The sequence below is a fragment of the Arthrobacter terricola genome, assembly GCF_004354015.1.
In the GTDB taxonomy this organism is placed as follows: domain Bacteria; phylum Actinomycetota; class Actinomycetes; order Actinomycetales; family Micrococcaceae; genus Arthrobacter; species Arthrobacter terricola.
On sequence record NZ_SMRU01000002.1, the window covers coordinates 40,726 to 67,573 of the forward strand.

The 26,848-nt window shown below is 62.5% G+C and carries 24 protein-coding genes and 1 pseudogene; 10 read left to right on the forward strand and 15 right to left on the reverse strand.

Annotation, left to right across the window (positions count from 1 at the left end; translation table 11 throughout):
* Nucleotide 1: 1 nt before the first annotated feature.
* Nucleotides 2-940: an SDR family NAD(P)-dependent oxidoreductase gene (locus tag E1809_RS01870; protein ID WP_133202551.1), complete on the reverse strand. Its 939-nt coding sequence runs from the start codon at nt 938-940 to the stop codon at nt 2-4.
* Between the two features lie 124 nt (nt 941-1,064).
* On the opposite strand from E1809_RS01870, the gene E1809_RS01875 reads away from it, so the two are divergent.
* From E1809_RS01875 to E1809_RS01885, 3 genes are all read left to right on the forward strand, one after another.
* The gene (locus tag E1809_RS01875; RefSeq protein WP_133202552.1) at nt 1,065-1,535 is read left to right on the forward strand and encodes a MarR family winged helix-turn-helix transcriptional regulator; all 471 of its coding nucleotides are present in this window, start codon (nt 1,065-1,067) and stop codon (nt 1,533-1,535) included.
* Nucleotides 1,536-1,639: 104 nt separating this feature from the next.
* Nucleotides 1,640-2,596: a PaaX family transcriptional regulator gene (locus tag E1809_RS01880; protein WP_133202553.1), complete on the forward strand. Its 957-nt coding sequence runs from the start codon at nt 1,640-1,642 to the stop codon at nt 2,594-2,596.
* Nucleotides 2,597-2,729: 133 nt separating this feature from the next.
* Nucleotides 2,730-3,587 carry an alpha/beta fold hydrolase gene (locus tag E1809_RS01885; RefSeq protein WP_133202554.1) on the forward strand — a complete coding sequence of 286 codons (858 nt, stop codon included), beginning with the start codon at nt 2,730-2,732 and terminating at the stop codon, nt 3,585-3,587.
* Nucleotides 3,588-3,646: 59 nt separating this feature from the next.
* Here E1809_RS01885 and E1809_RS01890 read toward each other — a convergent pair whose 3' ends face one another.
* The 14 genes from E1809_RS01890 to E1809_RS01955 all read right to left on the reverse strand — a co-directional run bounded on the left by E1809_RS01890 (nt 3,647) and on the right by E1809_RS01955 (nt 18,690).
* A complete protein-coding gene (locus E1809_RS01890) occupies nt 3,647-4,405 on the reverse strand; it encodes an SDR family NAD(P)-dependent oxidoreductase (RefSeq protein WP_133202555.1) in 759 nt (252 codons plus the stop codon).
* A 103-nt stretch (nt 4,406-4,508) separates the two neighbouring features.
* Entirely contained in the window at nt 4,509-6,014 is a 1,506-nt protein-coding gene (locus E1809_RS01895; RefSeq protein WP_133202556.1) for a class I adenylate-forming enzyme family protein, read from the reverse strand.
* Between the two features lie 5 nt (nt 6,015-6,019).
* Entirely contained in the window at nt 6,020-6,313 is a 294-nt protein-coding gene (locus tag E1809_RS01900; protein ID WP_205754066.1) for a hypothetical protein, read from the reverse strand.
* 30 nt (nt 6,314-6,343) lie between these two features.
* Nucleotides 6,344-7,123, reverse strand: a complete 780-nt coding sequence (locus E1809_RS01905; RefSeq protein WP_133202557.1) for an SDR family NAD(P)-dependent oxidoreductase — start codon at nt 7,121-7,123, stop codon at nt 6,344-6,346.
* 55 nt (nt 7,124-7,178) lie between these two features.
* Nucleotides 7,179-7,985, reverse strand: a complete 807-nt coding sequence (locus tag E1809_RS01910) for an SDR family NAD(P)-dependent oxidoreductase (RefSeq protein WP_165962180.1) — start codon at nt 7,983-7,985, stop codon at nt 7,179-7,181.
* 40 nt (nt 7,986-8,025) lie between these two features.
* The gene (locus E1809_RS01915; RefSeq protein WP_133202559.1) at nt 8,026-9,276 is read right to left on the reverse strand and encodes a CaiB/BaiF CoA transferase family protein; all 1,251 of its coding nucleotides are present in this window, start codon (nt 9,274-9,276) and stop codon (nt 8,026-8,028) included.
* On the reverse strand, nt 9,266-10,504 hold the full coding sequence (locus E1809_RS01920) for a CaiB/BaiF CoA transferase family protein (RefSeq protein ID WP_165962181.1): 1,239 nt from the start codon (nt 10,502-10,504) through the stop codon (nt 9,266-9,268). The genes E1809_RS01915 and E1809_RS01920 overlap by 11 nt, the downstream gene beginning before the upstream one ends.
* Nucleotides 10,501-11,679 carry a 2-hydroxyacyl-CoA dehydratase family protein gene (locus E1809_RS01925; protein WP_165962182.1) on the reverse strand — a complete coding sequence of 393 codons (1,179 nt, stop codon included), beginning with the start codon at nt 11,677-11,679 and terminating at the stop codon, nt 10,501-10,503. The genes E1809_RS01920 and E1809_RS01925 overlap by 4 nt, the downstream gene beginning before the upstream one ends.
* A gap of 37 nt (nt 11,680-11,716) precedes the next feature.
* Nucleotides 11,717-13,018 (reverse strand): 2-hydroxyacyl-CoA dehydratase family protein, encoded by a 1,302-nt coding sequence (locus E1809_RS01930; RefSeq protein ID WP_133202562.1) that lies wholly within the window; start codon nt 13,016-13,018, stop codon nt 11,717-11,719.
* Entirely contained in the window at nt 13,015-14,124 is a 1,110-nt protein-coding gene (locus E1809_RS01935) for an ABC transporter ATP-binding protein (protein WP_133202563.1), read from the reverse strand. The genes E1809_RS01930 and E1809_RS01935 overlap by 4 nt, the downstream gene beginning before the upstream one ends.
* Nucleotides 14,121-15,119, reverse strand: coding sequence for an ABC transporter ATP-binding protein (locus E1809_RS01940; RefSeq protein WP_133202564.1), 999 nt, complete (start codon nt 15,117-15,119; stop codon nt 14,121-14,123). Before E1809_RS01940 ends, E1809_RS01935 begins: the two co-directional genes overlap by 4 nt.
* Complete coding sequence (locus E1809_RS01945) at nt 15,116-15,955, reverse strand: ABC transporter permease (protein WP_133202565.1); 840 nt, start codon at nt 15,953-15,955, stop codon at nt 15,116-15,118. The genes E1809_RS01940 and E1809_RS01945 overlap by 4 nt, the downstream gene beginning before the upstream one ends.
* 44 nt (nt 15,956-15,999) lie before the next feature.
* Nucleotides 16,000-17,031 carry an ABC transporter permease gene (locus tag E1809_RS01950; protein WP_133202566.1) on the reverse strand — a complete coding sequence of 344 codons (1,032 nt, stop codon included), beginning with the start codon at nt 17,029-17,031 and terminating at the stop codon, nt 16,000-16,002.
* A gap of 117 nt (nt 17,032-17,148) precedes the next feature.
* Nucleotides 17,149-18,690 (reverse strand): ABC transporter substrate-binding protein, encoded by a 1,542-nt coding sequence (locus E1809_RS01955; protein WP_165962183.1) that lies wholly within the window; start codon nt 18,688-18,690, stop codon nt 17,149-17,151.
* A gap of 414 nt (nt 18,691-19,104) precedes the next feature.
* On the opposite strand from E1809_RS01955, the gene E1809_RS27255 reads away from it, so the two are divergent.
* The 7 genes and pseudogenes from E1809_RS27255 to E1809_RS01990 all read left to right on the forward strand — a co-directional run bounded on the left by E1809_RS27255 (nt 19,105) and on the right by E1809_RS01990 (nt 26,839).
* A complete protein-coding gene (locus tag E1809_RS27255) occupies nt 19,105-20,049 on the forward strand; it encodes a PaaX family transcriptional regulator (protein ID WP_165962184.1) in 945 nt (314 codons plus the stop codon).
* Between the two features lie 154 nt (nt 20,050-20,203).
* Nucleotides 20,204-21,238, forward strand: coding sequence for an enoyl-CoA hydratase/isomerase family protein (locus tag E1809_RS01965; protein WP_133202569.1), 1,035 nt, complete (start codon nt 20,204-20,206; stop codon nt 21,236-21,238).
* Nucleotides 21,235-22,455, forward strand: coding sequence for a CoA transferase (locus E1809_RS01970; protein ID WP_133202570.1), 1,221 nt, complete (start codon nt 21,235-21,237; stop codon nt 22,453-22,455). Before E1809_RS01965 ends, E1809_RS01970 begins: the two co-directional genes overlap by 4 nt.
* Nucleotides 22,452-23,858, forward strand: coding sequence for an amidohydrolase family protein (locus E1809_RS01975; protein WP_133202571.1), 1,407 nt, complete (start codon nt 22,452-22,454; stop codon nt 23,856-23,858). The genes E1809_RS01970 and E1809_RS01975 overlap by 4 nt, the downstream gene beginning before the upstream one ends.
* Before the next feature lie 280 nt (nt 23,859-24,138).
* Nucleotides 24,139-24,357: pseudogene (locus E1809_RS01980) on the forward strand (aldehyde dehydrogenase family protein); the annotation flags it as partial.
* A gap of 1,280 nt (nt 24,358-25,637) precedes the next feature.
* Nucleotides 25,638-26,135: a hypothetical protein gene (locus E1809_RS01985; RefSeq protein ID WP_133202572.1), complete on the forward strand. Its 498-nt coding sequence runs from the start codon at nt 25,638-25,640 to the stop codon at nt 26,133-26,135.
* Nucleotides 26,114-26,839, forward strand: coding sequence for a nucleotidyl transferase AbiEii/AbiGii toxin family protein (locus E1809_RS01990; protein WP_133202573.1), 726 nt, complete (start codon nt 26,114-26,116; stop codon nt 26,837-26,839). The genes E1809_RS01985 and E1809_RS01990 overlap by 22 nt, the downstream gene beginning before the upstream one ends.
* Nucleotides 26,840-26,848: the final 9 nt, after the last annotated feature.

Below are 26,848 nucleotides of genomic sequence, written 5' to 3' on the forward strand. Positions count from 1 at the left end.
ATCAACGGGCCTCTGCCGGTTCGGGCTTGAGCTCTTCGGGCAGCGGCAGGAATTCCTCGCCGTAGCTTTGCAGCGTTTCCTTGCTGAACAGCGCCCCGGCGTTTTCCTGCAGGGCATCGAAGGACCAGCCGCCCTCGCGATATTCGGTGGTTGCCGCTTCGGGGTGGGTCCAGACCTGCAACCGGTCCCCGCCGGCGCCGATGGCCTGGCCTGTGATGTTGGCAGCCTCGTCGGAGGCGAGGAAGGCAATGAGTCCGGCGACGTCGTCGGCCGTACCGAAGCCCAGGTCATGGCGGAAGAAGGACGGCATGGCCTCGCCACGCTCGTCGGCTTCCACGGCCTTCTGGAAGTACGGGACAGTCTTGGTCATGGCCGTGGCGGCCACCGGGATCACGGAATTGACCGTCACCCCCGCCTTCTTCATCTCCAAAGCCCAGGTCCGGACCATGCCCACAATGCCGGCCTTTGCTGCCGCATAGTTGCTCTGGCCGAAGTTGCCGCGCTGCCCCGTAGGGGAACCGATCGTGATGATCCGGCCGGCAATATTGTTTTCCTTGAAGTACGCGAAAGCCTCCCGGACGCAGGTGAAGGTGCCCTTCAGGTGCACGTTGATCACCAGGTCAAAATCCTCGTCCGTCATCTTCAGCAGGGACTTGTCCCGCAGGATCCCCGCGTTGGTCACCAGGATGTCCAGCCGGCCGAAGGCTTCGACAGCACCTGCCACCAGCGCCTTCGCAGCCTCCGTCGTGCCTACCGGAACAACCACGGCGGTGGCCCGGCCGCCGTCGGCCTCAATCCGCGCGACGGCTTCCGAAGCGGTCTCCGCGTTCACGTCATTGATCACGACGGCGGCACCCTGGCGGGCCAGCTCCCTCGCATAAGCCAGACCCAGGCCCTGCCCGCTCCCGGTAACGATGGCAACCTTGCCGTTCAAGCTCATGCTGTGCTCCCTTGCTCGATCTCTATGCATCCAGCCGTTGGGCATGGGATGCTGTTCTTCTTCCATGAAAATACGTATAGTTGAAAATGTCAACGATTTATTTTGAAGATTATTGGAGTTTCTTATGACGATCGAAGCGAAGGCTGAGCAGCACCCTGCCGCGAAGGACCGGCTGGCAGGCGCTCCGATCAGCCAGGACGCGGGTTTCCTGCTGGCCAAACTCCATGCCGGCGGCTCGGTCGTCAACAACCGGGCCCTTGCGGAGTTCGACCTCAAGGAACGCTCCTACTCGGTGCTCATTCTTGCCGACAGCGGCCTGGAACCCACCCAACGGGAGTTGGCGGACTTCCTCAGCCTCGATCCCAGCCAGATCGTCGCCTTGGTGGACGAGCTTGAAAAGCGGAAGCTCGTGGCCAGAGCGCCGGGCAAACAGGACCGCCGCGCCAAGACCGTGACCGCCACGGCCAAGGGAAACCAGCTCCTGGCACAAGCCGCTATCGCTGCCCGCCGGGCCGAATCGGAAGTGCTCTCCGCGCTAGACGCCGAGGAAGCCGCGCTGCTCAAAACCCTGCTGCGAAAAGCATTGTGGGGATGAATCCCCCGGGCCGCAATACCCGACCCGCAAGCTGCTGCCCCACGCTCTCGGGACCAGCAAAACCCTTGACAGTTTGAGCCGCCATCGGATGTATTCTGTATTGCATGGTCATGCCAAAGAAGGTCCAGAACGAGCTCGCCCGGGTAACCGAAGCAGAGCCGGGTCCGTTCGCCAGGGACCTCATGGTCACATTGTTTGGATTTGTATGGCGCAACCCGGGCGCCTTTCTTCCCTCGGCAGCCCTCGTGGAGCTGATGGCCGGCTTTGAAGTTGGACCAGCTAACGCCCGGGCGACGTTGAGTCGCATGGCCCGGGACGGGATTTTGGAACTGCGACGGACTGGGCGCCATACCCTCTATCGAATTAGCGATGAGACGGTTACCCGTGTTGAATCCGGCACCAAGCGGGTGCTGTCTTTCGGAGCCTCGGACTCCTGGGATGGCAATTGGACAATGGTGGCCTTTTCCATACCCGAGGAGCACCGCGAGATCCGGGCAGCATTCCGCACGCAACTGAGGTTTGAAGGTTTTGCCCCGTACTACGATGGCATGTGGATCACACCCGGCTGCCGCACCGAGGGAATTTTGGGACAGATTCGAGCCCTGAATGTGGACCATGCAGCTGTATTCACAGTCCCCCACGCGGACATCGAGATCATAGGGCGGCAGCCCTTGGACGCATGGGACTTGGATCCCGTGCGCGAGAGGTACGTCGACCTCAAGGAACGTTCTGATGCTCTTCACGAGCTATCCATGCAAGGTGACATGAATCCCGCCTCCGCGCTCAGGCGAAGGACCGAACTCCTTATCAGCTTCAGAAGGACCGTCCGCATGGATCCCGAACTACCGCTGCGCATGATGCCGTCCGGCTGGCCGAGACCGATTGCGCGGGACGCGTTCATGCAAGCTTTCGATGAGCTCGCCGTCCTTGCCGCCATCAGGGTCCGCCAGGTTTTCAGCCGCTATGATCCCGAACTCGGCGAGCACATGGCGGCCCTTACCGAAGTCCCCTTCGCTGAACTTGGTAGAACGAACCCCGCCCGGGAGACAGTGAGCGCTTAGCACCGACCCTGACCGCACCCCGGGGCCAGTTGTTTGGTATGCTTCAAGAGATATACTACTTTTTTGCCGCTGTCGCATTAAATAATGTCTTATATGTATCTCGGATGGCTGCCCACAATTTAGGTGTCATTACATGGACGAAATCTCCCTCATCAAAGACCATGCACGCGCTCTCGGCGTCGCTGTCCCCGCAGTCGATAGACTCTCGGTGACGGATGGGCCGGCGAAGGTGAGCGGCCTCCAATGGGCAAGCAATCCCCGGCTCGTAGTCCTTCACGGCGCCCGTCTGGAGGCGCACACCTGGAACGGGGTGCTGCTCCGCCTCGGCGTGCCCGCCCTGGCTTACGACCTGCCAGGCCATGGCCATTCCCGGTATTTGGCGCCGGATGAATACACCATTTCTGCCATGGCCGGTATCCTCGCCCATGCCATCCGCCGTGACGTGCCGCAGGATTTCACACTCGTGGGGCACTCACTTGGCGCCATGGTCTCCATAGCCTTGGCGGCACGCCACCAGCTTCCCGTCAAGCGCCTGGTATTGCTGGATGCAACACCCCATGGGCTCGGTGGATTCCCGGGAGATCCGGTGGTTCCGATTCAGCACGTCGGAACCCTCGACGAATTGGTGGACGCGGTCCATGCTGGGGCCCCGGGTCGGGATCGGCAATCCTTGGTCAGAGGGGTCTCACGGAACGTCCGGAAACGCAGCGACGGCTTCGTGGAGTGGAGGTGGGATCCAAGGTTCAGCGAATCAGCGCAACTGCGCCGGGCCGAGAAAATGGCTGTATGGAACTCGCTTGCTTCGCTTGACATCCCCATTACGTTGATTCGGGGTGGCCATTCACAGCTGGTTACGAACGGGATGACGGAGGAATTCCTGCGATACGTGCCGCAAGCGACTGTTGAAGTGGCCCCGCGGAGTGGACACAACGTTCACACGGACGCTGCGGCTTGGCTGGCCGATTGGCTCGCTGCGCTCCCCGAAATGTAGCGCCAACCCAGTCCTCGTATCGCGGGAATTCTCCGCTGTGATCGCAACCCCCGTTCTGCTCAGACCGCGGTAAGCCCGCCATCGGCCGCGATAGCCTGCCCGGTGATGAAGGATGCCCTCTCGGAAAGGAGAAATGTGACTGGCCCCGCGATTTCCACTGGATCAGCCCGCCGTCCAATGGGTGCGGTGATCGGTTGGTGCCCCATGGCCTTTCCTCCAAGGATGCTTTCACCGAAATTCGTCATCGTTGATCCGGGATGGACGCAATTGGCCCGCACGCCTTCACCGCCATACCTAGCCGCTACATGCCGGGTGAACTGGGCCAATCCCGCCTTCGAAGCCCCATATACCGCTGCCGAGTCTGCATGGCGCGACAAGATCGCTCCAGTCGATCCGATGGTCACAATTGACCCGCCACCGGCTTCCACCATGGGGCGGATGAAGTGTTTAAGGAAAAGAAAGTTTCCATCCAGGTTGACTGACATGACCTTGCGCCACGTCGCCAGGTCCATATTCTCAATCGAGCCGCTGGCGCCGATGCCAGCAGCGAGGCACAGGGCCGTGACGGGACCGCGCCAGGCTCCAGCCTCATGGGCGCAAGCGAGCACCTGATCCTCGTCCGAAGCGTCACAGGCGATCCTGCGAGCAGATCCGCCAGCTTCTTCGATATCCTTCACAGTAGCTTCGGCACGCGTCGGATCTATGTCTACGGCAATGACGTGCGCGCCCTCGCCGGCGAGCTCAAGGGCGACCGCTCGGCCGATACCGCTGCCAGCGCCGGTAACAAGGGCCACACGAGCTTTAAGTCCAAGATCCATTCTTTCTTATTCCTTTTCGTTATGGTTTTGGCCCGCGGGCGGCGGGGGACAACTACGGCGATAAGCAACACAGCCGCGTCGAAAGAAGGCCCCCGCGCCTCCCTCAGGACGTGTGCGCCCGCAGCAAGTCACGCACGGAAAGCCTCAGCAGCTTGCCGGTTTCGTTATAGGGAAGCTGCTCCACCTCGACGATGCTTGCGGGGACGCGCGAGGAGCGAAGCTTGCTGCGGACCAAGGCCTTTAGCGCCTCGCGGTCAATGGCAGCTCCCTCAGAGGCCACGATCACCGCCACGGGCACCTCGCCCCAGGTCTCGTCCGGTTCAGCGACGACCGCGACGTCGGCCACTCCTGGGTCTGTACGGAGTACGTCCTCGATTTCGCCCGGGGAGATGTTTTCCCCACCGCGGACGATGACGTCGTCTACGCGTCCCAGGAGGAACAGGTAGCCTTCTTCATCAAGCCAGCCCTCGTCCCGGGTGCAGAACCAACCGTCGAGCAGCTGCGAACCGTTGCCTTTGTATTCGCCGGAGACCTGTGGGCCGCGAACCCAAATCTCTCCTTGGACGCGGGAACCGACCGGCATCCCGTCGGCGTCGCGAACTTGAAGCTCCAGGCCGGGGATCGGACGCCCCACGGATCCAAGCCTGGCGCGGACGGCCGGGTCTTCGCTTTCCAACGCTACTCGGTGATCATCGGGACCGAGCAAGGTGATCGTTGAACTGGTTTCGGTCAGTCCGTAAGCGTTCGTGAATCCAACGTGAGGCAGTTGCGCCAATGCGGACTCAATGAGTTCGATCGGCATGCGGCCGCCCCCATAGGAAAGGTTACGCAGCTGGGGCAAGGTCTCCCCCTCATCCGAGAGCACGGAAAGGATCCGCTGAAGCATGGTTGGAACCACCATTGCCTGGGTGACCCCCTCACGGACTACGGCTGCAACCCAGCTCCCGGCTTCGAAGGAATCGAGGTAGACCATCCGACGCCCGGCGAACATGGACGTCAGGACCGAGGCCAGGCCAGCGATGTGATACGGAGGAACGCTCACCAGCACGGCTTCCATCTCATCAGCCGAAACGGCATCCACCGTGCCCAGAACGTAGGACGCCAGGCTGTCATGCTTGAGGACCACGATTTTCGGCTCACCGGTGGTGCCGCTGGTGAAGAGCCAGCACGCCGCGGTACCGGCCTGGTCATCGTCGCTATCGACGACGACGTCCCCGGCAGGTTCCAGCGCCGACTCCAGGATCTCGGCGCGAAGGCGGATGGTCGGATTGTTCAGGCCTTCGAGGCGGGCCGCGCCGACGGAATCGGTCACCACAAGGGTATTCTCCAGCCGCTCCACCTGCCGGCGCAGCTGCTCGTCGGCGAGCCGGTAGTTCAGCGGCACGAAGGGTATCCCGGCTTTGGCAGCCGCGAAGAACAGCAGCGGAAAGACCACCGAGTTGGTGTCCACCATGGAGACGTTCCCATAGCCTGCGGCTTTCAGCTGCGCGCCGAGGACGGACGATGCACGGTTCAGCCCCTCGTAGCTCAGCTCAGTAGTGGCATCGCGCACTGCCGCCCGGTCCGGCACGGTTTCGGCGACGATGGAAAGGAGGACCGAAATGTTCATGGCATTCAGTCCGAAGATGGAAGAGCTTGGGTCTGGAGCTCGTTCATCGTGCGCCCGTCGGCCGCCAACGGCCCGGCACCGCCTTTGGTGCACAGCACCAGCAGGCCGCTCGCCTCATCCGAATACCGCTTTCCCAGCAGCACCGGCGTATCGGACCCGCCCGCAGGAGCGGACTCAGGGCGTGTGGCCAGCATCGGTTCTCCTGCGCAGGCAAGCTCAACGGACGCGGCTTTGACGACGATTACCTCGGCGGTCGAGCTTGCGCTGTACAACCGCTGTCCGGGGGTGATGGTGGACATGATTCTCCTTGCCTAATTCTGTTGGGGGACTCAGTTGTTGCGGAACTGCTCTGCGCGCAGGCGCATGGCGCCGCCGTCGACAAGCATCATGTCCGAGGTGACGTACTTTGACTCATCCGATGCCAGGTAAAGCGCGGCGTAGGCAATGTCCTCCGGCTCGCCCCTGCGATCGACGCAGAGATCCACAATCGGGGCTTGCTTGTAGGTGCCGTTTGCGCGTGCTGCACGGCTCATCGGGGTATCCACGGGGCCTGGGCAGATAGCGTTGGCGCGGATGTTGTACTCGCCGTATTGGAACGCGATGCTGCGGGTCAGCGAGGCCACCCCGCCCTTGGACGCCGCGTAGGCCGCACGGGGGCCCATCCCCATGGCCGCAGCCGAGGCGATGTTGACGATCGATCCGCCGCCGCGTTCGAGCATGGCAGGGAGCACGTACTTGCAGCAGAAGAAGACACCCTTGAGGTTCACGTTCATGATCCGATCCCACGCCTCTTCGGTGACCTCGTGGATCCGCAGGGTGTCCCCCGAAGAGATGCCGGCGTTGTTCACCAGCACCGAAATCTCCCCGTAACGTTCAATCGTGTCCTGGGCGAGGCGCTCCACGTCTTCGGCTTTGGTGACGTCCACCTGCTGGAAATTGGCCGTGCCTCCGGCTGCCCGGATAAGCTCGACAGTCTCTTCCCCGCCGGCCGGTGACGCATCTGCGACGACGACGATGGAGCCCTCCTCGGCGAACTTCTCCGCGATCCCGCGGCCGATGCCGCTGCCGGCGCCCGTGATAATGCTGACTTTGCCCTGGAGCCTATTCATTCGATCCCTCACTTAGCTTTCTTCCTGCACAAATCTGGACAAATCCGACGTCGCACTAGTCAGTGCGGGTCCGGGTGGTGCCGCCGTCGACGGGAAGGACGGTGGCTGTGACGTAAGCGGATTCATCCGAGGCGAGGTACACCGCGGCGTAGGCGATGTCGTCCGGTTCTCCGAAACCAGGCAGTACGCGATTGATGATCTCGACGCTCCCCGCGGCCTCATCCTCCGAGGTATGGGCAAGGAAGTCGTTTTTGTACTGGGCCGATTGCGCCAACTCCGTGCGACGATCGGTTTCGATCGTGCTCGGGGAGATCACGTTGGCGCGGATGTTGAACTCGGCGACCTGGGTGGCAACACCCTTGGTGAAGGCGTTCACTGCGCCCTTGGAAGCCGCGTAGGCAGGCTGCGCGGACTTGGCCAAGGCCGCAATCGAAGAGATGTTGACGATGGAGCCTCCACCTGCGGTGCGCATCGCCGGAACGGCGTACTTGGTAGTGAGGAACACGCCTTTCGCGTTGGTGTCCATCATCAGGTCCCAGTCCCCTTCGGGTAGGTCACTGATCTCGCGCGTGTCCAGCCCATAGACGCCGTGGCTGTTGCACAGAACATCGAGTTTGCCGTAGATGGCCACGGTCTCCTCCACCAGCCGCTTCACGTCTTCGGTGTCGGTGACGTCGGTCCGGATGAAGGTAGCCTGGCCGCCCGCGTCCTTGATGAGCTCCACCGTTTCCTTGCCCTTCGCCTCGTTGCGGTTGGCGATAACAACCTGCGCTCCTTCATGTGCAAACATCCGGGCGATTGCGCGTCCGATGCCCTCGCCGGCACCTGTAACAATGCTGGTTTTGCCAGTCAGACGATCCATGGTTTTGTTTCCCTTCATCAAAGGTTCGGTGGGTTCCGCCTCAGCGGAAAACGTCCTCGAGCAGCAGCTCAATGTATTCGGGGTCGGACATGCCCAGGAGCTCGGTGGCGACGTATTCGTTGTGCTCGCCCATCCCGGGTGCGGGGCGCAACCGGGCTGGTGTTGCGCTGAGCCGGAATGGAGGCACTTGGTGGCCGAAGGGGCCAAGGACCGAGTGCTCCACGGTCTGCAGGAATCCCCGTTCCCGCAACTGGGGATCGTTGTCAATAATGTCCTCCGCTCCTTGGACAGCGGCCGCACGGACGCCACGCTCCTGCAGGTACGCCATGACGTCGTGGGGGTCGCGGGTGGACGTCCATTCCCCCACCAGCCGCTCAAGCTCATCCTCGTTAGCCTTCCTGGCTTCCAAAGTGGCGAATCTGGCATCAGCAGCCCAGCCGGGATTGCCGATGGCGGCCACGAAATCGTTCCACTCCTGGTCCGAGAAGACCGCGATAGCGCACCAGCGGTCCTCGCCCGTGCACGGGAAGACGCCGTGGGGGGCGGCGTTCACTACACGGTTGCCGGTGCGGCCCTCAAGGCGGCCGTTGGACTGCCAGTCGAGCACGGCAGGCGTGATCTCCTGGGTCGTGACTTCGAACATGCTCGCCTCCATGTACTGCCCCCGGCCGGTCTTTTCGCGGTGCGCCAGAGCGGCGACGACAGCCACGGCGTTCATCTGCGGCACGACGTAGTCCCCGTAGATGCCCGAGCTCGGCGTGACGGGCACCCGGTCCGGCCAGCCGGTCAGGTTGAGGCGGCCCGAAATGGCAGCGCCGGTGCCGTCAATACCCCATTCCTCCGCCAGCGGTCCGGTCTGTCCGAAGAGACTGCCGCTGATGAAGATGATGTCCGGGTTGATGGTCTTCATGTAGTCGTAGTCCAGTCCGAGCCGCTGCAGCGTTCCCGGGGTGAAGTTTTCGTTCACGACGTCCGCCCAGGCGATCAGGCGGTCGAGTACTTCGCGGGAGCGGGGATTCTTCAAATCCAGGGACAGGCTGTACTTGGAGCTGTTGAGGTGGGCGAACCAGGGCTTGTCATCGAGGCTGGTGTGGGAGGACTTCGAATAACGGCGGTCCACCCGGGTCATGTCCGGGCGGGAGGTGGACTCAACACGGATCACTTCGGCGCCGTGATCGGCTAGGAACTTGCCCGTCAAGGACCCTACGATCGCCCAACCGAAGTCGAGCACTTTGACTCCTGCCAACGCGCCCTTGGCGGCCGGAAACTGGGAGGCGGATTCAGATGGCATTGGCGCTCCTAAGTTCGTCGATCTTCTCGGTGCTCAGACCGAGTTCGTCACGGAAGACAACCTCGTTGTCGGCACCCACCTGGGGCGCGGCCGTGAGGCTGAAGTTCTCGGTGTCCCGGGACTGGAAGAAGTATTTCGGGAACTCGAGGCTTCCGAGGACGGGGTCCTCCAAACGGGTCCAGTAGCCGCGTGACCTCAGTTGCTCGCTCTCAAGCAGATCGTGCGGGTCGTTGGCCACCGTGGCATTTGTGCCGCGCTTGAGGCTTTGTTCGCGGATTTCGTCCTTGGTGAAGCGGAGGAAGAATGGCCGGATCGCGTCTGCGAACCGGTCCCACTGCTCCTGCGGAATGCCGGCCTTGTCGAATTTCATCCAGTCCGTTACCTCGCGCAGGGGATTCTCCTCGAGGTACTCGTCCATCCAATCGGAAAGGGCCTTGTTGGCGGGAGCGCCAAACGCGCCGCCGAGCATGTGCCAGAACAGGTGCCCGTCCTTGCACTCCCAGAACCAGTCGGTCGACGTCGGTCCCATCTGCGACTTGTGGCCATCCCGTGTCAGGGACACCCGTTCCATGTCCCAGGCCAGGATTGAGGACGTCAGACGGCTCGCGGCAACCTCCTGGACCGAGACATCCACCTGCTGGCCCTCGCCGGACATCAGCGCGTGGTAGTACGCCATCACCCCACCCAACGCCCCGGCGATCCCTGCATGGAACAGACCCGAGTCCAGGGATTCCTTCACCGGCGGCCGGTCGGGGTCGCCGGTGTTGTTGAGGACCCCGCTCATGGCGATCGCAATCAATTCAGAGCCCTTGTAGTGGCTGTACGGGCCGACCTGGCCAAACGGGGTGATCGAGATGACCACAAGCTTCGGGTTGATGGCTCGCAACGCCTCGTAGCCCAGGCCGATCCGCTCGAGATAGCCGGGTTCGAAGGACTCCATGACGAAATCCACGCGGCTGACCAGATCACGGAATACTTCCGTTCCCCGTGGGTTCTCAATGCCCAAGGTGATGCCCCGCTTACCGGTATTGAACGCTTTCCAGTACAGGCTGCGTTCCACCCCGGGGATGTCCTGGTGGAACGGCGGGATCATCCGCGAGGCGTCGCCTCCGGGCCGTTCGACTTTGATGACATCGATGCCCAACTCAGTTAGTACCTTGCCGCAGACGAATCCTGTCTCGTCCGTCAGGTCAAGAGCCCGAGCACCGCTCAGGAGTCCCTTATTCATGCCTCTGCCTTCTTCATAATGTTGTGTTCTCCACTGGAGTGGGAGATAAACTCCGCCAGCTTTTCGGAAACGGCCTGCGCATCGTCGAAGGCATAGTCCTGGTCGGTGAGGGCAACGACGTGGATCCCCTGCTCCTGGAGTGCACGCCGCTGGTCGGGGAAGTCCCATCCGGTGGCTGTGTCGTTGAGCAGGTGCAGGAAGACTTCGACGTCGGCACGTGCGGCCACTGCAGCGTCAACCTTCATTGCGATGCGTCGTTTGATCCCGAAGGCCCATGACTCCGGAGCCTTGAAGGTATATCGGTCTGCGATCGCCTCCATCGGATCGATGGACTCGTTGATGGGGGTTTCGGCATACCGCGCACCGAACTCGGTGTCTTCACCCACCACCACGGCAGGAAGCGATTCCACTATTTCATGCAGGCGTTGGTGGTCCAGTGAACTGCCGGACAGGAACACCCGCGTGCTGTCTCGGGCCACCGCCGGTGCTGTTGGCACCTCGCTGGCCAAGAACTGTCGCAAGGCCGCGTTGAACGCCTTCTTCGGCATCAGCATCGAGGCCATGGTGATGGTGTGTGCGTCAACGCCGGAGATCCGAGGATCGTCCCCCGTGCGCAGAATGGCGACGTCGCGAAGCAGCGCGCGGGTCTCATTGGTGAGACTGATCGCGGCCGCGAGTTCGCCGTCGTCGATGACATTACCTGAGCGGTCCTCAAGGTAAGCGCGGAACTCACGATGCAACCGCAGGTTGTAATCCCGATGCTCCCGGTACGTGCCCCGCACACGCTCCAGGTAGTACACGTCGCCGAAGTCCGGGGTAGCTGAAATCTGCCGGTAGGCCTCAAGGAACCCGTGGGTGTTCGCCAGCCAGCGGTCGCCGCCGGTCACACAGAGCACATCGACCGAATCGTGGCGGCCGGTGACCATCGCCTCGGTCAGATGGCGCACTCGCGAAGGTACCGAGAGATCCAGATAGGGATCCACGGTGGCGGTGCCCGAGCTAGGGTCGCCGGTCAAAAGCATCGGATGGAAGCCGGCGGCGATCGCCAACTCCTCAGGGAAGCCGGTGTCGAGGAATCCGATCACCGGACGTCCGCCGAACGAGGCCAGCGCATCGACGGCGTCCGGATCGAAGCGGTTCTCCACGACTTGCCGGAAAAGACTGAGGGCATTCACGGAATCAGCTCCAATCCAGGGAAGTTGACGGCTTGTTTCATCGGGATCCCTCGATCTGTTCAATGAATTCGGTGACCTCGGCGCGCATCGCGTCCTCGTCCCAAGCCGCATTGTCGAACGGCGAGTAGTCCAGGAGCAGGACAGCGATTCCCTCCCGGCGGAGGGCCTCAGCCATGAAGCGCGAACTCGCGGACGCTTCGCGGGTAGCACCCCTGGCAGGAAGTACGACGCCGTCGATGCGGTAGTCCCGCGATTGGGCGACGATGAGTTCCGCCGCTGACCGCTGGCTCGGGCCCGTGTACTTCATGTGCCGGCGCATATACGCCGCACGCAGGGCATTCCTTCGGTCCGGCTGCATCATGCGCTGCGCCCGGGGAAGATACATCGTCTCCACGAAAATCGCACCGTGGCTTTCTTCCCAGGCGTTGTAGAAGCCCAGGTTGAACCAGAGCGGGGTGCCGGCCCAGAGCAGTCGCATCCGCTCCCCTTCGACGGCGACTTCACGGTTCTCGACTTTTTCCTTGACCTCCCGGTACATGCCCTTGACGTGGTCCAAAGCCCACTCATGCCCGAAGTGGGTCTCGAAGATGCCCACCTCCGTGTATGCGTCCGTCGCAGTGTAGGGCGCCGGACCGGCCGACTTGTAGGCCAGGTCCGTGATTTTCCAGTAGTACTCGGCCATCTCGTCGGCCCGTTGCAGGTATTCACGCAGGCGCGTCTCGCTGTACGGCTTGCCGGTCACCGACTCCAGGAACCGGACGCAACCTTCGAACTCGCGCACATTGAAGTCGATCAGGTTCTCATTGCGCCACTCAGGGCCCTCCCACCACCGCGGAGGGATCGAGGCCTGGCGGTGCGGATCATCCATTAGGTAGATGGGCGAGCCGAACTCCCGCGCGTACAACTCGTAGATGGCCGGTTCGGTCATGTAGCCGCCCACGATGGCGGAGGGCTTAGGCAAGCCACCATATGGTGCGATCTCCGGGTCCGGCTGGAAGCAGTACCCCAGGGGAAGGCTCTCGTAGTTGGAGAGGGAGCGGAAGTAGCCCCGTTCATCGATCGCGCCTTGGTAGTGCTCGAAGAGCTGCTTTGCTGCCATGACCGATCCGTACTGGACGGGTAACACCAGGTACAGATCCATGGCATTGAACAGCTCCATGGGACCGTAGCCGAAGACAAACGACTCGCCGTTGGCGATGTCCTCCCACATCCGAGTGGTGTAGGCGCGGTTCAGGGCGGTGGCCTCGGCCGAAGATGCGAGGCGCTTCTTGCTCCGCGCGCCCTTCCACGCGGGGGCGGCCTTGATCTCTGTAATGGGACTCTCCTTCAGGCCGGTCATAACGAGGACTCCAGGTTTCCGGACACAGCTACGGCGGGCAGTGTTGATTTGGGGGTCCCGTCATACGCGGCGCCGATTCCGGTTTCGGTACCGGCTTCCGTCAAGGAGCTGATCGCTCGGCCGGCCAACACAGGGCCGCTGGTGTGAAGGTGGCACTTGGCGACGCCGCCACCCGGGATCTCCACCTTGGGCGGGGCTTTCTGCGCGCAGATCTCCATGGCGAACGGGCACCTCTGGTGGAAGGCACAACCGCTGGGCGGGTTCGTGGGATCGGGAATGTCGCCCCGCAGCAAGAGCTTCGTCGTGGCCCTCTGCGCCACCGGATCCGGTACCGGTACGGCGTTCAGCAGGACCTGCGTATACGGGTGGGCTGCTGCTCCAAAGATTCGGTCGACCGGTCCTTCTTCGACGATCTCGCCGAGGTACATGACGGCGACGTAGTCAGATATGTGGCGGACCACCGCAAGATCGTGCGAAATGAAGAGGTAGGACAGACCGATCTTGTCACGGAGTTCTTCGAGCAGGTTGATGACTTGGTTCTGGGTCGATACGTCCAAGGCGCTGACTGCTTCATCGCACACCAAAATCTCGGGGTTGAGTACGATGGCCCGGGCGATCGCCACCCGCTGCCGCTGGCCGCCGGAGAACTCGTCCGGGTAGCGGTCCGCGTAATCGGCGTTCAGGCCCACCAGAGCGAGTACCTCGCTGATCCGTTCGGCACGCTCAGCTGCGCTCAGCTTCGTGTGGACCTTCAGCGGTTCAGCGATGCTCGCACCCACCGTGAGCGATGGGTTCAGCGATGAGTAAGGGTCTTGGAAGACCATCTGGATCCGCTTGCGCTCCTTGCGGAATGCGCCCGGCTTCAAGCCCGAAACGTCGCGGCCGTCCAGCTTGACTGTCCCCTCTGACGGGATAAGCCGCATCAGGGCCCGTGCCAGTGTCGACTTCCCTGAGCCGGATTCCCCCACCAGGCCCAGCGTCTCACCGGCGCGCAGTGTGATGTCCACTCCTCGGACCGCCTGCACGGTGGTGGAATGGCCGGCCCGCCGGACGGGGAACGAGACCTTGAGGTCTTCGGTCTGCATCACGATTTTATCCGTGCTCATGATTCGTTCTCCTCCATCCAGGTATTTCCCCGTAAACAACGATTCGAACGCCCCGGGGAGATCTCCAACAGCGTCGTAGGCTGTTCGCAGGAGTCAAGACGGTGCCGGCAGCGCGGAGCGAACCTGCACCCTGCGGGAAAATCCGTGGGCTTGGGCGGAGATCCCGGAATCCATTCAAGGCTCCCCCGCCGGCTCGCGATACTCGGCATGGCTGCCAGCAGGCGGTCTGTGTAAGGATGCTGGGGGGCCGCGAAAGTCTCGAATACGTCCCCTTCCTCCACGATCTGGCCCGCATACATCACGGCCAGGCGGTCGCAGATGTCCGCGACCACGCCCATGTTGTGGGTAATGAAAATCATCGCCAGCCCCAGGTCCTCCTTCATCTCGGTCAGGAGGGCCAGTATCTGCGCCTGGACACTGACATCAAGTGCGGTGGTGGGTTCATCGGCAATGAGCATCGACGGGTTGTTCGCTATCGCCATGGCAATCAGGACACGCTGGCGCATTCCGCCGGAGAATTCGTGCGGGTAACTGTCAGCCCGGACGCGTGCGCTGGGGATCCGCACCTTATCCATGGCCTCGATCGCCATCTCCTTGGCCTGCGCCGCGGTCACGTGTTGGTGGACGCGGATGCCGGCGGCGATCTGGTGGCCCACTTTGAAGGCAGGATCCAGGCTGGTCATGGGTTCCTGGAACACCATGGCGATCTCGTTCCCGCGCATGCTTTCCAGTTCACGGTCATTGAGGCGAAGCAGGTCTTTGCCCTGGAACGCCGCCGTACCGGAAAGCCGCTGGCCACGCTGGCGCCCCATAAAACCCATGAGCGACATGGCAGAGACGCTCTTCCCAGAACCGGACTCCCCCACCAGGCCCAGGGTCTCCCCGGGCTTGACCGAGAAGGACACATCGTCAACCAGGGGCACCCAAGCGCCGTTAAAGTCGATTTCAACACGGAGGTTCTCGACGTTCAGCAATGGGTCTTTGGCGCCGGTCATCGACGTACCTTCTTTCCAATCGAATCCCGGACGCCGTCGCCCAGGACATTCAGGGCCAGCACGCTTATGGCGATGCAGACGCCGGGGAAGACTGCCAACCACGGCGAGCGGGAGATGTAGGTGAACGCGCTGCCAAGCATCGCTCCCCAGCTCGCTTCTGGTGGCTGGACTCCGAGTCCGATGAAGCTCAGCCCCGCTTCGATCAACATGACGGTGCCTGCCAGGATTGCCGCGAAGACCACCAAGGGTGCCAGGACATTCGGCAGGATGTGACGGAACACGATCTGATAGGACGGGGTGCCGATGCTCCTCGCGGCCTCGATATAGGTCTCTTCGCGGATTCCCAAAACGGATCCACGCACGAGCCGGATGGCCCTGGGCGCGGTGCTGAGGCCGATGGCTGTCATCGCGTTCGTCAGGTTTGGACCGAGAATTCCCGCGATCGCCATGGCCAGCAACAGGGCCGGGAAACTCATGAGGGCGTCTGTGACGAACATGATCACCTTGTCGACCCAGGCGCCGAAGAATCCGGACACCAGTCCCAGCGGTACCCCGATGACCAAGGCAATACCGGTTCCTTGGAGCGCCGCTATCAGAGACACCCGTCCTCCGACCAGGAGCCGGCTGGCCACGTCACGTCCCAGTTCGTCGGTTCCCAACAGATGCCCTGGCGCTCCGGGCTGTAGCAACACAGTGTTAAGGTCAGTTGCATTGGGGTCGTAGGGGGTGATCCACGGGGCCACAATTGCTACCACTGCGAGAATGCACAGGATGGCGAGGCCGGCCATTGCTACGGGCTGCTTCTTCAAGCGGGCTGAGAAGCGGTTTGGATTCACCGGACGCGGCGCCTTCCGCGCTGATTGTTTCGCCGGGACGCTCACTAGATACGCACCTTTGGGTTGAGGACGGTGTAGATGAGGTCCGTCGCGAAATTGATGATGATCACGAAGCAAGCGTTGAGTAGCACCACGGCCTGGAGAATAGGCAGGTCCTTCAGCGTGACCGAATCGATGGCCAAGGTCCCGACGCCCGGTAGGCTGAATACTTTTTCCACCACCACGCTGCCTCCAAGGAGCACGGCCGTCTGGAACCCCACCACGGTGGCCAGCGGCGGCGCACCGTTCTTGAGAGCCCTCTGCCACAAGACCTTCCGCCGGGTCAGCCCTTGGGCCCTCGCCGTACGAATGTAGTCCTGCGAGAGAATTTCGGAGACGCTGCTCCGGGTCTGACGTTGCAGCTCGGCCCCGGCCGCAGCCGCCAATGCTATGGCCGGAAGGACAAGGTGCATGAACCATGAGCCGGCGTTTTTGGTGATGGGGGTGTAGCCGACTGCCGGGAAGATGTGCCAGTTCAGGGAGAAAAGGATCAGCAGGATCATTCCGACCCAGAAGTTCGGGGTGGCGATCCCCACAGTCGAGATGACTGTGGTGATCTTGTCCGCGAGACGGCCACGCCTGGTGGCTGACAGCAATCCCGCAAGGATGCCGAAGACAACCGCCGCGATGATCGCGAAGAGAGCAAGGGACAAGGTCACGGGTAGCCTGCTCATCACGAGGTCCGAGACCGGCGTGTGGTAAAAGAAGGAGGTTCCCAGATCGCCGTGAAGGACGCCATTCGTCCACGAGAAGTACTGCTCATACCACGGCTTGCCGAGCCCCAGCTGCGTGCGGATGGCGGCAATTGCTTCCGGTGTGGCGCCTTCCCCGGCCAGCGAAACGGCCGGATCGCCCGGGATCAGCGCGGACAATCCAAAGACGGTAATCGTGACGGCCACGAACAGTAGCAGGGACCTCAGTATGCGGGTGCCCACGCTGCGAAGCAGCCCAGACAACGGGACGCGGCGTTTGGCCGGTGCCGGCAGTTTCTTCGGCTCCTGCAGGGCCGGACTTACGGATATGCCTGTCGGTGTCATGCCGTCAGCACCACTTCTCGATCTCGAACACGGTAGTCTCTCTTCTTTGATGCGGTGTGCCGGCCCGGGAACCTTGGGAAGTCTCGTTTCCCAACGGGTTTCCCGGACCGGGCGCCGTTACTTGTTCGCCGCTACGCCCACACCGGTGAGGATGGGGTATCCGCTCTCCCACGGCTTCACACCAACCAGGGATTTGGAGTAAGCCACTACCTGGTACACCCAGGCCACGGGAGTGTTCGCCTGCGTGGATGCCGACGTGATCTCGGCAAGCTGGTCAAAGACCTTTGCGCGGGCGGCCGGATCCGCCGTGGCGGCGGACTGCTTGATCAGATCGGTCACCTTCGGGTCAGCGACCTTGCCCGGGTTGTAAGCGGCGCTCGGAAGCAGCATCTGCTGGTAGGCGTTGGACAGATCGTTCCTTCCATCGAAGGACCAGAGCCCGGCGGCCGCGGTTGGCTTGTACCACAGGGCGTCGGCGGGTCCTGAACCGGGAGGGGTAGTGACCTTGACGCTGACGCCGATCGCGGCCCAATTGGCCTGGATCGCCTCGGCCTCCTTCGCGAATTTCACCGGAGCAACAAAGTTAAAGGACAGCCCGTTCGCGTACCCCGCCTCGGCGAGCAACTTCTTGGCCTGCTCCGGGTCATACGCAATAGGCTTCGCCGCGCTGCTAAATCCTGGCAATCCATTGAGGCGGAACTGGGAGGCTGCCTCTCCCTGGTTAAGGAACACGCCCTTGACAATGCCCTGACGGTCGATGGCCATGTTGAGCGCGTCGCGGACCCGCTGGTCGGCAAGCGGCTTGTAGAGGTCCGGGTTCCAGGTGATGCCGCTGAGCTGCCGTCCCTTGATGGGGTAGGTGCCCAGGGTGTCGCCCGCGGATTGAAGATCCGCGGCCTGTGCCGCTCCGACAACACCCATGTCAACGCTGCCCGACCGGATCGCGTTGGCCATGGCAACCGGGTCCTGGATTTGGGAGATGGTCACCCCTGCGATGTGCACGGTGTCCGGCGACCAGTATTTCGGCTGCTTCGTCAGGGTGATGGACACACCAGCCTGGGCGCCCTCGAGCGTGAACGGGCCGGTGCCGACTGGCTTCGTGAAGTCGCCGGAGGCAATCACCTTGGCATCCATCATGATGCCGGCGCGGTCGCTCAGCACGGCAGGGAGCGAGACATCCGCCTGCTTCTGCACGAACCGCAGCTTGCTGGGACTGACGATGTCCACCTCCTGAACGTTCGCCAGCTGGCCCGCTACGGTCGAGCCCGGAGCTTTGAGGTAGTGGTCAATTGTTGCTTTCGCGCTCGTCGCATCGAAGGCGTCACCGTTGCTGAAGGTGACCCCCGTGCGAAGTGCGAATTCGTAGGTCTTGCCGCCGTCGGGGGTGTTCCAGGACTCAGCGAGGCTCGGAACGACATTGTTCTTCTCGTCAAGGCCGGTGAGTCCGTCATAGACCATTTTCTGAATGGGAACTTCCAGCGATCCGGCGGTCTTCGCGATGTCCCACGATGACTGGAGGTTGGTGACACCGACCTTGATGATGGCATCCGGGTTTACCTGAACGTCCTGGGACGTCGAGTTCCCCGGCGAAGCGCTGCAACCGGCCAATAGCACGGCCGTGATCCCGGCTGCGCCGCCAAGCAATATGCGAGCTCTCATTTCACTCCTTCGTGATTCGCTTCCTGCGATCAGGTCGCACCCTTGTCGACTGAATTCTGACGATCGCTCAAACAACTGTCGCATGTTGGATGAATCACGTCAAGTAGCCCAAGTCACAGCCCGCACATCAGGAGGGCGAGGTCGCGGGATGACGTCGACGATAGCCACCAGCCCCTTGCATCGCCGGATTGGCGGGGCTAATAACCACCTGGGGATCGTCACCAAATCGACGCAATACTGCACGCGACCTCACGCCGTAATAATGCATATAATCGGTGATCACACACTTTTTTGCATTCTATTGCTAGATAAGTTGACCACCGCGGGAAGCTTCCGCGTTTCCACCACAGACACCGGAGTCCATACATGCGAACGCCTAGCGCGATGTCCGCCATTCAAGAGGACGAAAACCCCATGCCTGGTGTCCCGAGATGGCAGTCCGGAAGGAATCCACAACACCTGGCCGTCACCCTCTTTGGGGACTTTTGGCTAGCCCGGCCGGAGTTCCTTCCCTCTGCCGCGCTCATCCGTCTGCTAGGAGATCTCAGCGTCAGCCTGCCGAGTGCACGCGCCTCCCTCGGACGTCTTTCACGGAGGGGGGTCACCGAGTCGCGCAGACAAGGAAGGCACACCTATTACCGCCTCACCAAACCGGTAGCCCGCGACGCTGTGGAGGTGGGCGCGGGCATCATGAACCTAGGTTCGTCACATCCATGGAGCGGGCAATGGACCATGTGCATGTTCTCGTTGCCCGCAAGCCGCCGCGAAACGCGCAACCAGCTGCGGACACGCCTCAAAATGCTCGGGTTTGCGACTGTCTATGACGGCGTGTGGGCCTCTCCCGTTGAACAGGTCGAGAGGGCATCCTCGGTCCTGGATGAACTCGATGTGGATGGCGGATCCGTCTTCACGTCCGTAGAGCATCCGGCTCCGGGGCGCACCGAGCTGAGCTCCGCATGGGATCTCGACGAGCTCCGGGGGCACTACTCAGAGTTTCTCCAGGCGTGGGAGTGGGTTCCCGACGTCCTTGACGGCGGTCTGCTCTCAACCAAGGAAGCCTTCGTGATCCGGACGCTCCTGACCGACAGCTACCGCAGGTTCCTGAAACTCGACCCCGGGCTGCCCGACGAAACGCTGCCGCAAGGATGGCCGCGGTCAGGAGCACGTGACCTTTTCTGGTCATGCTATGACGGCTTGGCCGGCTTGGCGGCGCTTCGGGTTCAGCAAGTTGTCGCGGAACAATCGCAGGAGCTTGCGGCCTTGGTGCACACGCACACCACGGAGCAGTTCGTGCTCGGTGACGAAGGCGTGCGGAGCTGCACAAAGTGCGTTCACTTCGACCACTGGATTGCGCCTTGAGGACCCTAATCGTTACGACTGATTTAGCCTTGCATCTGAAGCCGTCCGCTTTAGTCCGGACTGCCGGCCAGCAACCCAATGACTATGCCCCGGGGCGTACTTTCTGTTCAAGAATTCTCCCTGCCCGCTCGTTTCAGATCGGTAGTATTTTGAGATGACATCCCCCTTGGTGGGCCGCCCCGCAGACAGCGCTCAGTCCCAGGTTCCGGCCTTCACGGTGTCCGAACTCGCCTTGCGCACCGCGGCACGGGACCCCGACGTAGTTGCGCCCGGTGCGAACGTTCTTGTCGAGCTCATTCCGGACGGAAACAATGACCACTCCTCCGTGGACCATGACCTGCCGTTCCTGACCTTCGTGCGGGAATCCCGCGCGCCTGGCGGGCGCCATATCCGTGGCCGTGCGGCCGACAACACTCTTCCCTACGCTGACCTTGTGGTTCCCGACGCTCTCCTGCCGGACGTCATCCGTGGGGTTCGCACCAACCCCGAGGCCTCGCTGGTCCTGGCGCAGTTGATGCGGGCTACTGGCAGTCTGCCCATCCCTGATGCCATAAGAGCCGAATCGCTCGCCTACTCCCTCTTGCAAACCGGTGCCGAGTTCGCCAAGTGGCTGGCGCACCAGCCTGCACGGACCCCTGACCACGACATGGAGCCGACCGTCCTCGTCCACCAAGGCGCGCGCGCCTCGGAGATCCAGCTCAATCGTCCTTCCTCGGCCAACGCCGTCAACACCAGGATGCGGACCGAACTCGTCGGAATCCTTTCGGCCTTGGCCCTCACCGAAGGGCCTCTGGAACTTACGGGAAACGGCCGGCATTTCTGCGCCGGTGGCGATCTCCGGGAATTCGGGATGGCACGCTACCCCTTGGGCGCCCATGTGGAACGGATCAGCCAGAACGTGCCCGGCTCCGTTGCTCGGGTGGCCGACCGGCTTACCTCCCGCGTTCACGGAGCATGTGTGGGAGCCGGCATGGAAATCGCCTCCTTCGCAGGTCACGTCACGGCGGCGCCCGACACGTCCTGGCGTTTACCCGAGGTATCCATGGGCCTGCTCCCAGGCTGCGGCGGAACAGTCAGCATCCCACGCCGCATCGGTCGCCAACGCACCCTCCTCTTGGCCGTCACCGGGATGAAGATTGACGCCGCAGTCGCTCTGGAGTGGGGACTCATTGATGAGGTTTCCGAGTGACATCGGGTTCCCCGGACTCCCAACTGGCTGCAGCCCGCGAGCTACTCGCGGGGCTAGGACTGAAGGCTGACGCCGTCGAGCTTCGCGAGGCGCTCGAGCGCCAGATGCCCGCCGTCACGGCTCTGCCCCCCGCGGAAGGCTGGAAATCATCCGGTGCCGCTGCGCTGACTGCATGCGACGCCTCACCCCCGGGCGACATCGCTGCGAGCCTGCGGGGCGCCTCGTTGGTCGCCCAAATCATCAGCCGCCGAGTCGGCAACGAACTCGTCATCGACGGGTCCACGCTGCTGTCCGAACGCGAAAACCTATGCCTGCAACGCCACGAGCCACAGCGCGGGATGACGCTTCGCGGCGGCGGGCGGATACTGAAGGCTGCGGATGGCTGGCTCGCGATAAACCTCCCACGGGACACCGATTGGGAACTCGTCCCTGCCTTAAGCATGGGCGCGGTGGAGCCACGCGACGAGGACGCACTGGCCGAATGGATGGTGGCGCAAATTCGCAGGGACGTCGTGGAACGAGCCGCCTTGCTGGGACTCGCGGTCGGAGCCATTCCCCGCCGCGGAACAGTGCGTCGGCATCCTTCACCCTATGAATTCTCGGCTGCCGAAATGGCCGCTCCGCTGACCCGTCCGCTGTCTTCCCTTACCGTCATGGACCTGTCGCGGCTTTGGGCAGGTCCTTTGGCAGGTGCCCTCGTGGCCTCCGCTGGGGCAAATGTGGTCAAAGTGGAGAGCCTCGCCCAACCTGAACTGGTCATCCCGGAAGATTCCGCCTTCGCGCACCGGCTCAACGGAGGCAAGGAACTGTTGCGGCTGGATTTCAAAGATCACGCAGCATTGGGCCAAACACTTGCCCAGGCCGACGTCGTGATCGTTTCCGCGCGTCAGCGTGCCCTCAACTCCTTAGGGCTTAGGCCAAGCCCAGGCCAACTCTGGATCTCCATCTCAGCGTACGGAGGACACGAAGACCCCAACCAGCGGGTGGGGTACGGGGACGACGCCGCGGCTGAGGCGGGCGCAGTCTGCTGGCACGAGGATATTCCGCAATTCGCAGGAGACGCATTGGCGGACCCCGTCACAGGTCTGCTGGCCGCCGTCGCAGTCTTTGGACTCTTGGATACCGGGCGGTCCGGCATCCTCAGGCTCGATCTCGCAGGGGCGGCGCGGTGGGCCATCGGGCCCCATGGTCGCGAAGTCGATAACGTTGCACTGTGAGTCAGTCCGTCTTGATCGTCAACGCCGCTGTTGGCTGGCGCACGGGAACGAGCGTGCTGATCAGGGACGGCGTTGTTTCCGAGATCGGTTCCTGCCGGGCCCGTCCGGGCACACGTGTCATTGACGCCCGCGGCGGTTCTGTCGTCCCGGGCCTGTGGGACCACCACCTGCATTTGCGCTCAGCCGCTGCGCGCCGCCGATCTGTGGACGTCAGCGCCGTCACCGACCCTGCCCGCTTCCAAGCGATGGTGCGGGCGGCTGCTGACAGCAAACCTCTGGGTGCCTGGCTGAGGGTCGTAGGGTACGACGACGACGCCCTGGGCGATCTCGACGCGCACCGACTGGAGGAGCTGCTTCCCTCGCCGACGCCCGCGCGGGTACAGCACCGAAGTGGCCACCAATGGGTCCTCAATCAGAGGGCCATGGAGCTTCTACACGAAGCGACGGGCCAATCAGTGCCGAACGACGGAGTCCTTCTCGACGACGATTCGATCCTGGCCGGTCTGCCTGGTGATGCACACCGCGACTCCGACATCGTGCGTGAGGCGCGGTTGCTGGCCGCGCAGGGCTGCATTGGCGCGACTGATATGACAGCCACCATTGATCCGGTGTCCGCACGGGAATTGGTTGGCATCGTCCGGCGGTGGCTGCAGCTCGGCGTCTTCGGGCGGGCCAGGCCCGACGCCCGGGCGGACCGGGCCCCGGTCAATGGAACCAAGCTCATTGTTGCCGATCACGATCTGCCTGAGCTGGATGGGCTAACACGAATGATCACTGCGAGCAGGCCCGGTCCCGTGGCTCTGCATGCCGTCACATACGAGGCGTTGGTGCTTGCCATGTCCGCCCTGGAGACCGCGGGCCGGGCTGGGGACAGGATCGAGCACGCCTTCCTGGCGACCGGGGACTATCGCAAGAGCTATGCCTCGGGCGCGCTGAACCACGAGCTGCCGCGCATCGGTGCACATCCGGGATTTATCTGGTGCCAAGGCAACCGCCTGGCGCGTGTGCTCACGGAAGACGAGCAGGAAGATTATCAGCGGCTGCGCTCCTGGCACGACGCCGGATATGTCCTCCTCGGCGGAACGGATGCCCCGTTCGGAACCCCTCGGCTGTGGCGGGCGATGCAGTGTGCGGTCGATCGTAGAACTCCCGATGGCAGGACTCTCAACCGTGCTGAAGCATTGACGCCCGAGGAAGCCTTCGCGATGTTCACTCCCGACGGTTTAAGCGGAACGGCGGCTACACCGGAGCCGCGCATCGGACAAACGGCAGACATCTGCATCCTGGCCCAGCCGTGGGCTGTGGTCCGCCGGAATCTTTCCTCGGCCCGGGTGACCGCGACCCTGCGGGCCGGAGTGGTCATAGCCGGTGGCCGGACAATGGACCACCGGCAATTCCCATGAAAAACGAAAAGACACCGCCTTATGGTGATCGGGGCCGCCTGCCGATGCTCACTAAGCAATGGAACTGCCCCAGGCTTGAAAGTTTGGGCTATTCCCTCACAATCGACACGGCACAGTTCGTTCACTAAATCGTCGTCGTGTGCGTCGGGCGACTCGCCCCCGATGAACCCATGCAGACCTAGGGCGAGTCGCGAGCAAATACCCTAATCAACTGCAAGAAATCAGGCCTAAGTGTGGACACTGTCCACACCCACTTTGGCAGGACAAACGGACAGCCACAGCTTACATCTACAACAAGGATTTCAACCGGCTTCTGTGCGTCGCCGAACAGATCGAATTCGGCAGTCCCGTCGGCTTCAACGCAGGCGTCATCTCCAACGCCGCCGCCGACTTCGGTGGCGTCAAACAATCAGGACTCGGCCGCGAAGGCGGCTCCGAAGGCATCGCCGAGTACACCGTCACCCAATACATCGGCATCGCAGACCCGTACACCAACTGAGGGAACGTGTGCGCACGCGGCGCACCTTTTCTCGGGCTGTCAGACACACAACCGACGTATCGATGGGGAAGGAACCACAAAGGGTCTCGTCCCTATCGAATGTCACCATCCGCCCAACCGACGGAAAGGTAGTTCCTTGCCCAACCTCCCAAGCGACGGTCGTCGCCCGGTTGTAGCGGATTGGCGTGAGCTCATCGACGGCGACAGCGTCGTGCTGCTAGATCCGCAAAAGAGCGATGCCCGGATATCAGGAACAGTCGACGGGGTATCCAACGACGGCTCTCTGATCTGGCTCGTGCTGGACGATTCCGCGGAACGTCACCGACAAATTTTCACCAGGCCGATGGCTACAAAACCCTGGTGTGCCTTCCAGATTTTGGGCCGTTGGACGACAGAGAATCGGCTCGGCAGTCGATCTGAAACACTAATTCCGCTTTCAGACAGCAGTCGCAATCTTGCGTCACGATCATTGCCGGTGGTTACGATCGGAAATCCCTCCCGAACATCCCTCCGAGCGAAATCGGACATCGTGCACGCGGCAGTGTCGGAGCTGAACGCGGTTTCGGGTTCCGCCTGGGTTCGGGCAGGTAGGCGATCCTGTCTTCGCCACGTGGTTCGGCCCGTCTGCACCAATAGCGACCGCTCAGACACCTTCGGACCGAAAGCCCGAAACGACCGGGCGGTTGCCCGGGTCTGGCACGAGCTCAACGGATGGCAACAACGACGATTGCGACCGTGCCGTCTAGGCACTCAGCCAAGGATTACATCCGGCGAGGTCTCGATTGGTCTCGCGGTGTGAACTACAAGCCCTTACACCCGACCACTTCACAAAGTCAAGTTTTGTCAACAGTCAGGGGCCAAATAGGCCCCTGACCTGCGACAACATTGTGCCCGAGGTGGGACTCGAACCGCATTCCAGGCCGCGGAAACACTGGGAACTCCCGAAAACATAGCCAATCCGGGCCAGTCCGGCCGATGTTCGACCCAGTCCGAAGCGAAATGTGTTGACACTGTCAACACCCGCAGATCCGAATCCGCAAGCTTCCACATCGGCCGCTCAACAATATGATTACAACCTCCAGGCGTAGAGCTACGAACTTACGACCCCGTTTCCGCAGCGATCGCGATTCGACACCTCATCAGCAGGCGGACCACCACGGTGTGGGCCTTCCTGGCAACACCGAGCAGCCGTCTAACCATGTCATGACACCCCTTCTCGGGGTGTCATGACACCGCGTAGACTTGGTCGCGAAGGTCAAACTCTCTGAGAGGAGCGCGCCATGTCGACAGGGACGCCACGGCACACAATCCGCGTCAGCGACGAACTGTGGAACGACGCCCACCGCAAAGCCGTGCGGGAAGGCACATCGGTGTCCGAACTCATCCGCATCCGGCTCCGCGAGTACATTACAGCCCCGGTAGAGCACCGGCACACGATCGCCGACTCCCTCGTGTACCTGGTCCCGCACGCGTTCAACGACCTGCAGGGCCCCGCCACCGGAACCGCGGAGCTCCCCCTGCACTTGGACTGGGGACCGGAAAGAAGCTACACCGTAGACGATGACGGCAGCTGCTCGGTGCTGTACCAACTCACCCTGCAGAATTCCGGATCCATCGAAGAAATCTGCCGCATCGTCCACCCGGCACGACTGACGGCCCTGTGGCCGACCATGATCCTGCCCGCCCGGTGCCGGCAGCTCTGGGAAACCAGCTTCCCCCAGCTCCCCGCGACCCGCGAAGCGAAGGAACACCCGTCATGGACGACGCTCAGCGTCTAGCAGCCAAGATCGCCCTCGGCGTCCTGGCCGACGACGGCTTCCTTCTCGCGGGCGGCCAGGCCCTCATCGAACACGGCATCACCGAACGCCTCTCGGACGACATCGACCTCTTCGCCCTCCACCGACGCCACACCCCGGCAACCTTCGCCGCCTCAGTTCAGAAAATGAAAGCCGCCCTCGAAACCGCCGGATACGCCGTCCAGATCACCCGACAATACGAAGAGTTCGCCAGCGTCACCGTAGGACACGACCAAGAAGCCGTCGTCATCGACCTCGGACTGGACTGGTGGGAGAACTCCCCCGCCATCATCGACATCGGACCGATCCTGTCCCTGAAAGACTCCGTCGCGTCCAAGCTGCTCGCCGTCTACTCACGCGGATACGCCCGCGACTACCTCGACGCCTACTCCATCATCACCAGCCACCGCTTCACCCACCAGCAACTGATCACCCTCTGCCAACGCCGCGACCCGACCCTGGACCCGCCAACGTTCGCCGCCGCCATCGCCAGGCACCGGACACTCCCCACGACCGAATTCACCAAATACGGCCTCCAACCCAGCGAACTCCGCGCCCTCAGCACCACCCTCTTGGACTTCGCCGAAACAATCAACAAAACCAGCCACAACCCCGGCACCCCTTACACAGACGCAGCCAACCCCACCGGGCCGCCAAACTCCAAATCCGGCCCCGAACTGCTATAACCGGGTCCC

Coding starts and splice junctions, on each gene's coding strand:
- E1809_RS01875 (WP_133202552.1), top strand. CDS start 1,065: ATGACGATCGAAGCGAAGGCTGAGCAGCACCCTGCCGCGAAGGACCGG.
- E1809_RS01935 (WP_133202563.1), bottom strand. CDS start 14,124: ATGAGCACGGATAAAATCGTGATGCAGACCGAAGACCTCAAGGTCTCG.
- E1809_RS01885 (WP_133202554.1), top strand. CDS start 2,730: ATGGACGAAATCTCCCTCATCAAAGACCATGCACGCGCTCTCGGCGTC.
- E1809_RS01920 (WP_165962181.1), bottom strand. CDS start 10,504: ATGAATAAGGGACTCCTGAGCGGTGCTCGGGCTCTTGACCTGACGGAC.
- E1809_RS01990 (WP_133202573.1), top strand. CDS start 26,114: ATGGACGACGCTCAGCGTCTAGCAGCCAAGATCGCCCTCGGCGTCCTG.
- E1809_RS01985 (WP_133202572.1), top strand. CDS start 25,638: ATGTCGACAGGGACGCCACGGCACACAATCCGCGTCAGCGACGAACTG.
- E1809_RS01905 (WP_133202557.1), bottom strand. CDS start 7,123: ATGAATAGGCTCCAGGGCAAAGTCAGCATTATCACGGGCGCCGGCAGC.
- E1809_RS01895 (WP_133202556.1), bottom strand. CDS start 6,014: ATGAACATTTCGGTCCTCCTTTCCATCGTCGCCGAAACCGTGCCGGAC.
- E1809_RS27255 (WP_165962184.1), top strand. CDS start 19,105: ATGCCTGGTGTCCCGAGATGGCAGTCCGGAAGGAATCCACAACACCTG.
- E1809_RS01880 (WP_133202553.1), top strand. CDS start 1,640: ATGGTCATGCCAAAGAAGGTCCAGAACGAGCTCGCCCGGGTAACCGAA.
- E1809_RS01955 (WP_165962183.1), bottom strand. CDS start 18,690: ATGAGAGCTCGCATATTGCTTGGCGGCGCAGCCGGGATCACGGCCGTG.
- E1809_RS01900 (WP_205754066.1), bottom strand. CDS start 6,313: ATGTCCACCATCACCCCCGGACAGCGGTTGTACAGCGCAAGCTCGACC.
- E1809_RS01910 (WP_165962180.1), bottom strand. CDS start 7,985: ATGGATCGTCTGACTGGCAAAACCAGCATTGTTACAGGTGCCGGCGAG.
- E1809_RS01940 (WP_133202564.1), bottom strand. CDS start 15,119: ATGACCGGCGCCAAAGACCCATTGCTGAACGTCGAGAACCTCCGTGTT.
- E1809_RS01890 (WP_133202555.1), bottom strand. CDS start 4,405: ATGGATCTTGGACTTAAAGCTCGTGTGGCCCTTGTTACCGGCGCTGGC.
- E1809_RS01930 (WP_133202562.1), bottom strand. CDS start 13,018: ATGACCGGCCTGAAGGAGAGTCCCATTACAGAGATCAAGGCCGCCCCC.
- E1809_RS01965 (WP_133202569.1), top strand. CDS start 20,204: ATGACATCCCCCTTGGTGGGCCGCCCCGCAGACAGCGCTCAGTCCCAG.
- E1809_RS01870 (WP_133202551.1), bottom strand. CDS start 940: ATGAGCTTGAACGGCAAGGTTGCCATCGTTACCGGGAGCGGGCAGGGC.
- E1809_RS01915 (WP_133202559.1), bottom strand. CDS start 9,276: ATGCCATCTGAATCCGCCTCCCAGTTTCCGGCCGCCAAGGGCGCGTTG.
- E1809_RS01950 (WP_133202566.1), bottom strand. CDS start 17,031: ATGACACCGACAGGCATATCCGTAAGTCCGGCCCTGCAGGAGCCGAAG.